Source organism: Stenotrophomonas sp. STEN033, assembly GCF_056856655.1.
This window is the reverse complement of record NZ_JBXFWM010000031.1, coordinates 30,488-39,533: the sequence shown is the minus strand read 5'-3', so window position 1 is coordinate 39,533 and position 9,046 is coordinate 30,488. Positions and strand designations below refer to the sequence as shown.

Sequence of the window (9,046 nt, the reverse complement as noted above, 5' to 3'; positions counted from 1 at the left end):
GATGAACGACCTGACCAAGAACCTCCTGTTGTGGGTGGTTGTCGCCGTCGTGCTGATGGTGGTGTTCCAGAGCTTTGCCCCGCGCAGCGGCGCAGCGGCTGCTGGCGACGCCCGCAACTACACGCAGTTCCTGCAGGAAGTGGACGCGGGCCGGATCAAGTCGGTCGAATACACCGACAAGACCACCCTCACCACCAACCATCTGCGCTTCAAGCGCGCTGACGGTTCCGACGGTGCCCTGTATGCACCGGCCGACCCCAAGCTGCTGGACCAGCTGTATTCCAAGAATGTTGAAGTTGCCCGTCAGGAACCGGCTGGCCCGAGTTTCTGGGGCATCGTGCTGCAGTTCCTGCCGATACTGCTGCTGATCGGCTTCTGGATCTTCATGATGCGGCAGATGCAGGGCGGTGGCGGCGGCGCCAAGGGCGCGATGTCCTTCGGCAAGTCCCGCGCCAAGCTGCAGGGCGAGGACCAGATCAAGGTCACCTTTGCCGACGTCGCCGGCTGCGACGAGGCCAAGGAAGAAGTCGGTGAACTGGTCGAGTTCCTGCGTGACCCCTCCAAGTTCACCAAGCTGGGTGGCAAGATTCCGCGCGGCGTGCTGATGGTCGGCCCGCCGGGTACCGGCAAGACCTTGCTGGCCCGCGCCATCGCCGGCGAGGCCAAGGTGCCGTTCTTCGCCATTTCCGGTTCGGACTTCGTCGAGATGTTCGTCGGCGTCGGTGCCAGCCGCGTGCGCGACATGTTCGAGCAGGCCAAGAAGCACGCGCCTTGCATCATCTTCATCGACGAAATCGATGCCGTGGGCCGTCACCGCGGCTCGGGCATGGGCGGTGGCCACGATGAGCGCGAGCAGACCCTGAACCAGATGCTGGTCGAGATGGACGGCTTCGAGGGCGGTGAGGGCGTGATCGTGATCGCCGCCACCAACCGTCCGGACGTGCTGGACAAGGCGCTGCTGCGCCCGGGCCGTTTCGATCGCCAGGTCATGGTCGGCCTGCCGGACATCAAGGGCCGCGAGCAGATCCTGCGCGTGCACCTGCGCAAGGTGCCGGCTGCCGATGACGTGCGTCCGGAAGTGCTGGCACGCGGCACCCCGGGTTTCTCCGGTGCCGACCTGGCCAACCTGATCAATGAAGGCGCCCTGTTTGCGGCTCGTCGCAACAAGCAGGAAGTCGACATGAAGGACTTCGAGGACGCCAAGGACAAGATCTACATGGGTCCGGAACGTCGCAGCATGGTCATGCGCGAGGATGAGCGTCGCAACACCGCTTACCACGAGTCCGGCCACGCCGTCGTCGCCATGTCGCTGCCCAAGGCCGACCCGGTGCACAAGGTCACCATCATGCCGCGCGGCTGGGCGCTGGGCGTGACCTGGCAGTTGCCGGAGCACGACCACATCAGCAAGTACCGCGACCGCATGCTGGAAGAACTGGCGATCCTGTTCGGCGGCCGTATTGCCGAGGAGATCTTCGTCGGTGAAATGTCGACCGGCGCTTCCAACGACTTCGAGCGTGCGACCAAGCTGGCCCGTGGCATGGTCACCAAGTACGGCATGTCCGATGTGATGGGCACCATGGTCTACGCTGATGAAGAAGGCGGCTATGGCATGCACAGCAAGACCATTTCCGAGGCGACCCAGCAGAAGGTGGACGCGGAAATCCGGCGCATCCTCGACGAGCAGTACCAGGTTGCCTACAAGATCCTGGAAGAGAAGCGCGATATCGTCGAGGCGATGACCGCTGCGCTGCTGGACTGGGAGACCATCGACGCCGAGCAGGTCAAGGCGATCATGGAAGGCCGCAAGCCGTCGCCGCCTGCGGGTTGGGTGGACAAGGGCGGCAACAACGACCGTACCGACGACGGCAAGGGCGGCGACGCTCCGCAGCCGGTCACGCCGATCACCGACCCTGCCGGCCAGCACTGAGCCGGCAGCGTCGAGGCAACAGCAACGGGCCGGTCTTCCGGCCCGTTTTCATATGCGCCTGCGGTCAGGCTGGGCGAGAATAGCGGGACTTTGGTTTTCTCTGGTTATGCCTCATGAATGATTCCGCGCCGCCGCCCAAGGCACCCTCGGCCAACGTGCCGGAGATGATCATCGCCACCGTGGCCGGCGTCGGTTTCGGGGTGAAGACCAACAACTTCCTGGCCGGCATCTTCATTGGCGTGGTGCTGGGCGTGATCCTCAGCCTGATCGGCAGCCGGATCCGCGCCCGCAACAAGGATTGAGCGGTTGCCGCGCTGTCCCGAGCCTGTCCATGCGCGCGTTTGGGCGTGGCTGCGCTGGCTTAAACTAGCGGCTGTTGCAGTGTGCTGGAGCGCCCATGTTTGATGTTCATCCCACCCTGGAGTGTGGCGACCGTACGCTGCGGCTGGATCGGCCGCAGGTGATGGGTATCGTCAATGTCACTCCGGATTCGTTTTCCGATGGTGGCCAGCATGCGGATACTGCCGCCGCCGTCGCATACGCATTGGCGTTGGTGGAACAAGGTGCCGATCTGCTTGATATCGGTGGCGAATCCACCCGTCCGGGGGCAAGCCCGGTATCGGTGCAGGAAGAGATCGATCGGGTCGTGCCGGTAATCGAAGCCTTGCTCCCGCAGGTGGCGGTGCCGCTGAGTGTGGATACCTTCAAGCCGGAGGTGATGCGCGCCGCGTTGGCCGCTGGCGCGCACATGATCAACGACGTGCAGGCCCTGCAGCAGCCTGGGGCAATGGAGGTGGTTGCCGCGTCGAAGGCGGCAGTGGTGCTGATGCACGCGGTGGGCGGGCCGTACGATGCAGGCATTGCGCAGGCCTACGTTGACGTTGCCGGCGATGTGCAGCGTTTCCTCGCCGAGCGGATCTTTTCCGCCGAAATGGCGGGCATCGGGCGCAAGCGGTTGCTGCTGGACCCGGGTTATGGCTTCAACAAGGACACTGCGCAGAACTTCGCCCTGCTTGCTGCACAGGACCGCCTGAACGATCTGGGCGCACCGTTGCTGGCGGGTTTTTCGCGCAAGCGCTGCATCGGTGATGTCACCGGTCGGCTGCTGGCCAGCGAACGTGTGGCCGGTTCGTTGGCCGCGCACCTGCTGGCAGTGCAGAAAGGTGCGATGGTGGTGCGCGTGCATGACGTCGCTGCGACCGTCGATGCGCTCAAGGTGCTGGCTGCGTTTGATGCGGTGCCGGCCCCGCGGGCTGCCAGTCCGGCTATGCCGCGTTGGCCGGACGAGGATTGATGGGTATCGATCAGCGCCCCTTGGCCGTTGCCCTGATGGGGCCGACCGCCTCCGGCAAGACCGCTGCGGCCATTGCCCTGGCCAAGGCTTACGACGGCGAGATTGTCAGCGTCGATTCGGCCCTGGTCTACCGTGGCCTGGAGATCGGTGCGGCCAAGCCCGATGCCATCGAGCAGGATGGCATCCGCCATCACCTGCTGGATCTGCGTGATCCCTGGCAGACCTATTCGGCGGCTGAATTTTCGGCGGATGCGACCGAGGCCGTGCGTGACATCGTTGCGCGCGGCAAAGTACCGATCCTGGCGGGCGGTACCGGCCTGTATTTCCGCGCGCTGCTGCAAGGCCTGTCGCCGATGCCGGAGGCCGATCCCGGCCTGCGGGCGACCATTGCCGCCGAGGCGGAGGTCTGCGGCTGGCCGGCCTTGCATGCGCAATTGGCGGAGGTCGATCCGGTGGCTGCGGCGCGCATCCATGCCACCGACCCGCAGCGTATCCAACGGGCACTGGAGGTGTATCGCTTGACCGGCAAGCCGATCAGCCATTGGCAGGCGATGCCGGGAATCGCGCGCCTGCCCGCGCGGGTGCTGAAACTGGTGCTGGCGCCGGCCGATCGCGCCGTGTTGCATCAGCGCATCGAGCGCCGTTTCGACCTGATGCTGGAGCGCGGTTTCCTGGATGAGGTGCGGGCACTCCGCGCGCTGCCGCAGATGGCAGCGGTAGCCGCTCCCTTGGACCTGCCAGCGGTACGTGCGGTGGGTTACCGGCAGGCCTGGCAGTTCCTGGACGGGCAGGGCACAGCCGCCGAGTTCCGCGACAAGGGCGTGTTCGCCACCCGCCAACTGGCCAAGCGCCAGCTCACCTGGCTGCGTAGTGAGCTGGATGCGCGCTGGTTTGACCCTGTTCGGGACATGTCTGGTGTGCGGAACGCGGTTTCCCGCTTTGTGGAAGGCTGAGCGGGCGCGCGGCGGTGTACCATCGGGGTTCCGGACGGGCAGGGGATGCCGCCATCGGTCCGGTCCATAAAAACAATAACGAGGAGTAGACGATGTCCAAGGGGCAGTCTTTGCAGGATCCGTTTCTGAATGCGTTGCGCCGCGAGCGCGTGCCGGTTTCGGTGTACCTGGTGAATGGCATCAAATTGCAGGGCACGATCGAGTCGTTTGACCAGTTCGTGGTGCTGCTGCGCAATACCGTCAGCCAGATGGTCTACAAGCACGCCATTTCCACCGTGGTGCCGGCGCGCAACGTGCGCGTGGGGCCGGGTGGTGGCTACGTGCAGTCGGGTGATGGAACTCAGGCAAGCGATGACGATATCGACAACGAATAAGCAGGTGGCGGCGCATGTTTGACCGCTCGAAGAAGGGCGAACATGCGCTGTTGATCCAGCCGCATGTTGGCCGGTTGGAAGAAGATGTACTGGAGGAGTTCACCGATCTGGCGCGCTCGGCCGGGGCGAGCATTGCCGCGACCATCAGTGCGCGCATGGACAGGCCGAACCCCTCCACCCTGATCGGCAGCGGCAAGCTGGAGGAAGTGAAGGCTGCCGCCGATGCCACTGGCGCCGATCTGGTGCTGGTGAACCATCAGCTCAGCCCGGTGCAGGAGCGCAACCTGGAGCGCTACCTGGAACGCCGGGTCATTGATCGTACCGGGCTGATCCTGGACATCTTCGCCCAACGTGCGCACAGCCATGAAGGCAAGCTGCAGGTCGAGCTTGCCCAGCTGCGGCATATCGCCACGCGGCTGGTCCGTGGCTGGACCCACCTTGAGCGTCAGCGCGGTGGTTCCATCGGCCTGCGTGGCCCGGGTGAAACCCAGCTGGAAACCGACCGTCGTCTGCTGCAAAAGCGGGTGGAACAGCTGCAGAAGCGGTTGGAAAAGGTCGAGGTGCAGCGCACCCAGATGCGTCGCGCGCGCGTGCGCAGCGAAATGCCGCGTATCGCGTTGGTTGGCTACACGAACGCTGGCAAGTCCACGCTTTTCAATGCCTTGACCGGCGCAGGTGCGTACGCGGCCGATCTGCTGTTTGCGACCTTGGACCCAACCGTGCGGCGTATCACGCTGCCCGGCGGCAACGCGATGCTGGCTGACACCGTCGGTTTCGTGCGCGACCTGCCCCACGATCTGGTGGCGGCGTTCCGCTCGACCCTGTCCGAAGCGCGTGAGGCGGATTTCCTGCTGCATCTGGTCGATGCCGCTGATCCGTTGCGCGAGGAGCGTATCGCCCAGGTCGATGAGGTATTGGAGGCCGTAGGCGCGGGTGACCTGCCGCAGTTGCTGGTGTTCAACAAGATTGATCGCATCGAAGGTGCCGAAGTGCGCCACGACGCACAGGATGGCGTGCCGGATGAATCACGGCGCGAGCGGGTATGGGTTTCCGCGCGCGATGGCCGTGGGCTGGAGCTGCTGCAATCGGTACTGGGCAAGCGTCTGGGCCTGCAGCATGTCACCGGCCAGATCCGTCTGCCGCCAAGTGCTGGCCGCCTGCGTGCGCGCCTGCACCAGCTGGAAGTCATCCGCAGCGAACAGGCTGATGAAGAAGGTTGGCTGATCGATGTGGATATCCCGATTGCCGAAGCCGAGAAGCTGGCGGCAAGCGAAGACGGCGCGGTGATCCGCCCGCTGTTGCCGGAAAAGCTGCCCGAATGGTGATTCGGGCGGAAAGAGACAGCCGGCCTCGTGCCGGCTGTCTTGTTTGTGGGAGCGGCGTAAGCCGCCAAGCAAGGGTTCCCGAAGCTGGTAGCACCCGTGCAATCTGGTGATTTGTGGGCTTCGCGGCTTACGCCGCTCCTACAACTCCCACGCGGGTGTCATCTGCGGTAAAACATAAGGGTTTTCGTCCAGCCCCCTATCGCAATGTCCAATCCAACCGATGCCGAACTCAATGCTCTGGCCGCCGCGCTCGGCGAACGCCTGCGGCACGCCGCCCTGCAGTTGGTAACCGCGGAAAGCTGCAGCGGCGGCTGGATTGCCAAGAGCATGACCGATATCGCCGGCTCCTCTGCGTTTTTTGACTGCGGCATGGTGGTCTACAGCTACGAAGCCAAGCAGCGCCTGCTTGGCGTCCGCGCGCAGACCCTGGAGCAGTTCGGTGCGGTCAGTCGTGAAACCGTGCTGGAAATGGTGGCCGGCGCGTTGATCAACTCCGGTGCGGGCATCGCGGTGGCGGTGACCGGCATCGCCGGCCCCGGCGGCGGTAGCCCGGACAAACCGGTCGGCAGCGTCTGGATAGGCTGGAAGCGCCGCGGTGGCTACGCGCGTGCGCAGTTGTTCCAGTTCGATGGCGACCGTGATGCCATACGGCGGCAAACCGTAGCGGCGGCATTGCGGGGCATCGACGAGCATCTGTGACATGCTGGTCCGGCCACCAACCGGGATAAGTTGCGATGTGGGAAACACTGGGCACGGTACGTGATCTGGGCCGCTTGCAGGAGATAGCGGCAGTCCTGATCCGCTATGGATTCGGCGACGTGGTGCGGCGTACGGGCCTGGCTTCGGTACTGGAACGCGCGGGCCGGCTGGTGCGCTGGAACGACAGCCAGCAGATGCTGCGGATGACCGCGCCAGTACGCGTGCGCAGCGCGATGCAGGAACTGGGGCCAACCTTCGTCAAGCTTGGCCAGGTGCTGGCCACGCGCGTGGACCTGTTGCCGCCGGAGTGGATCGCCGAGCTGTCCGAGCTGCAGAACGCAGTGCCTGCGCTGCCCTATGCCGCGATCCGCGAGCAGCTGGAGGCCGATCTGGGAGCGCCTCCAGCGCAGGTGTTCGCCTTCTTGGATGAAACCCCGATGGCTGCCGCCTCCTTGGCGCAGGCGCATCGCGCACGTCTGCACGACGGCCGCGAAGTGGTGCTGAAGGTGCGCAGGCCCGGCATTCGCGACGTGGTTGAAGCAGACCTTCGGCTGCTGGCGCGGTTGGCTGAGATCGTCGAGGCACGCCTGCCGGATCTGCGCCGCTATCGGCCGGCGGAAGTGGTGCAGCAGTTCACCCAGTCGCTGCGCAGCGAGATGGATTTCGCCGCCGAATGCCGCAATTCCGAGCGCATCGCACGCAACTTCGATGGCCGCGATGACATCCTGATTCCCGGCGTGCACTGGCAGTGGACCTGCGAAAGCCTCAACGTGCAGGACTTCGTTGATGGCATTCCCGGCCGCAAGCTGGAGGCCGTCGACGACGCCGGTCTGGATCGTGCAGCGCTGGCCCGGCGTGGCGCCGATATCGTGCTGAAAATGGTGCTGGAAGACGGCTATTTCCATGCCGATCCGCATCCCGGCAATATTTTCTACATGCGCGACGGCCGCATCGGCGTGATCGACTTCGGCATGGTCGGTGCGCTGTCCGAAGCGCGCCGTTTCCAGGTCGCGCAGCTGCTGCACGGGCTGGTCGAGCAGGAGCCGCAGGTGGTTGCCGACGTACTGCTGGACTGGGCCGGCGGCGTGGAGGTGGATGAAGCGCGCCTGCAGCAGGACATCAGCCAATTCGTCGATCAATACCGCGGCGTACCGTTGAAGGACCTGCGCATCGGCCTGATGCTCGGCGACATCACCCAGTTGCTGCGCAGCTACAGCCTGACCTTGCCAGCCGACCTCGCGCTGATGATCAAGGCCTTCCTGACCCTGGAAGGCATGGGCCGGCAGCTGGATCCGGACTTCGACATGGCCAGTGCGGCGCGCCCATTCCTGGAACGGGTGGTGCTGCAGCGCTATGCGCCCAAGGCGCTGCTCAAGCGTGGCCGCCGCAGCCTGCTTGGGATGTTGGATCTCGCCGGTGAACTGCCGCGCGATCTACGCCGGCTGGTGCAGGCTGCAAGGCGCGGGCAGTTGAAGCTGCGCGTGGAAACCACGGCGTTGCAGGGCTTTGGCGATCAGGTGAACCGCGCCGCCAACCGCCTGGTGGTCGGTGTCATTACGGCTGCCTTGATCATTGGCTCCTCGATCGTGATGCACAGCGTAGGTGGGCTTTCCAGCCGCTGGTTCCTGGCGCTCGGCCTGGGCGGCTTCGTCGGTGCGGGCATTTGCGGGGTGTGGATACTGTTCTCGATCTGGCGCAGCGGTCGCCACCACTGATCTTCGCCGAGGGGCTTGCAGATCTTTTTGTTAGTAGTAATACTACTAATCATGAACCTCACCGACACCCAGCAGGCCATCCTCGACTTGATCGCTGAGCGCATCGAGGCCGAGGGCATGCCGCCATCGCAGACCGAGATCGCCCGCGCCTTTGGTTTCAAGGGTGTGCGCTCGGCCCAGTACCACCTGGACGCACTGGAAGCGGCTGGCGCCATCGAGCGCGTTCCCGGCCGTGCCCGCGGCATCCGCCTGCTGCGTCAGGAAGGCGAGGGCGATACCGAGTCGCATGCGCCGGCGCAGGCTGCCAATGACGATGTGCTGCGCCTACCGATCCTGGGTCGGGTCGCTGCTGGTCTGCCGATTGGCGCGGACATCGGCTCGGACGATTACGTCGTACTGGACAAGGTGTTCTTCTCGCCGGCGCCGGATTACCTGCTGAAAGTGCAGGGTGATTCGATGATCGATGAAGGCATTTTCAATGGCGACTTGATCGGTGTTCATCGCACCCGTGATGCCGTTTCCGGGCAGATCGTGGTCGCCCGCATCGACGATGAGATCACGGTCAAGCTGCTGAAGATCGCCAAGGACCGGATCCGCCTGCTGCCGCGCAACCCGGACTACGCGCCGATCGAGGTCCTGCCCGATCAGGATTTCTCCATCGAAGGGCTGTATTGCGGCCTGCTCAGGCCAAATCGCTGAAACCGGCCGGTGTGAGGCGCGCGGAATTGAAACCAGCTGAGCCGGGATCTGCGCATTTCG

9 protein-coding genes are annotated in these 9,046 nt (G+C 64.6%); all 9 read left to right on the top strand.

Annotation, left to right across the window (positions count from 1 at the left end):
• Position 1 precedes the first annotated feature (1 nt).
• The 9 genes from ftsH (at position 2) to lexA (ending at position 8,986) form a co-directional block, all read left to right on the top strand.
• The gene (gene ftsH / locus AC1VXC_RS12140; protein WP_313171550.1) at positions 2-1,927 is read left to right on the top strand and encodes an ATP-dependent zinc metalloprotease FtsH; all 1,926 of its coding nucleotides are present in this window, start codon (positions 2-4) and stop codon (positions 1,925-1,927) included.
• A 113-nt stretch (positions 1,928-2,040) separates the two neighbouring features.
• Positions 2,041-2,229 (top strand): hypothetical protein, encoded by a 189-nt coding sequence (locus AC1VXC_RS12135; RefSeq protein WP_313171552.1) that lies wholly within the window; start codon positions 2,041-2,043, stop codon positions 2,227-2,229.
• Between the two features lie 95 nt (positions 2,230-2,324).
• Complete coding sequence (gene folP / locus AC1VXC_RS12130; protein ID WP_313171554.1) at positions 2,325-3,221, top strand: dihydropteroate synthase; 897 nt, start codon at positions 2,325-2,327, stop codon at positions 3,219-3,221.
• Positions 3,221-4,174, top strand: a complete 954-nt coding sequence (gene miaA, locus AC1VXC_RS12125) for a tRNA (adenosine(37)-N6)-dimethylallyltransferase MiaA (protein WP_313492595.1) — start codon at positions 3,221-3,223, stop codon at positions 4,172-4,174. Before folP ends, miaA begins: the two co-directional genes overlap by 1 nt.
• Before the next feature lie 92 nt (positions 4,175-4,266).
• Positions 4,267-4,548 carry an RNA chaperone Hfq gene (gene hfq / locus AC1VXC_RS12120; RefSeq protein ID WP_313171558.1) on the top strand — a complete coding sequence of 94 codons (282 nt, stop codon included), beginning with the start codon at positions 4,267-4,269 and terminating at the stop codon, positions 4,546-4,548.
• A 14-nt stretch (positions 4,549-4,562) separates the two neighbouring features.
• Positions 4,563-5,873, top strand: a complete 1,311-nt coding sequence (gene hflX, locus AC1VXC_RS12115) for a ribosome rescue GTPase HflX (RefSeq protein WP_313171562.1) — start codon at positions 4,563-4,565, stop codon at positions 5,871-5,873.
• A gap of 204 nt (positions 5,874-6,077) precedes the next feature.
• Positions 6,078-6,572 carry a CinA family protein gene (locus AC1VXC_RS12110; protein ID WP_481538230.1) on the top strand — a complete coding sequence of 165 codons (495 nt, stop codon included), beginning with the start codon at positions 6,078-6,080 and terminating at the stop codon, positions 6,570-6,572.
• A gap of 35 nt (positions 6,573-6,607) precedes the next feature.
• Entirely contained in the window at positions 6,608-8,287 is a 1,680-nt protein-coding gene (gene ubiB, locus AC1VXC_RS12105) for a 2-polyprenylphenol 6-hydroxylase (protein ID WP_481538231.1), read from the top strand.
• Between the two features lie 51 nt (positions 8,288-8,338).
• On the top strand, positions 8,339-8,986 hold the full coding sequence (lexA, locus tag AC1VXC_RS12100) for a transcriptional repressor LexA (protein WP_481538232.1): 648 nt from the start codon (positions 8,339-8,341) through the stop codon (positions 8,984-8,986).
• Positions 8,987-9,046: the final 60 nt, after the last annotated feature.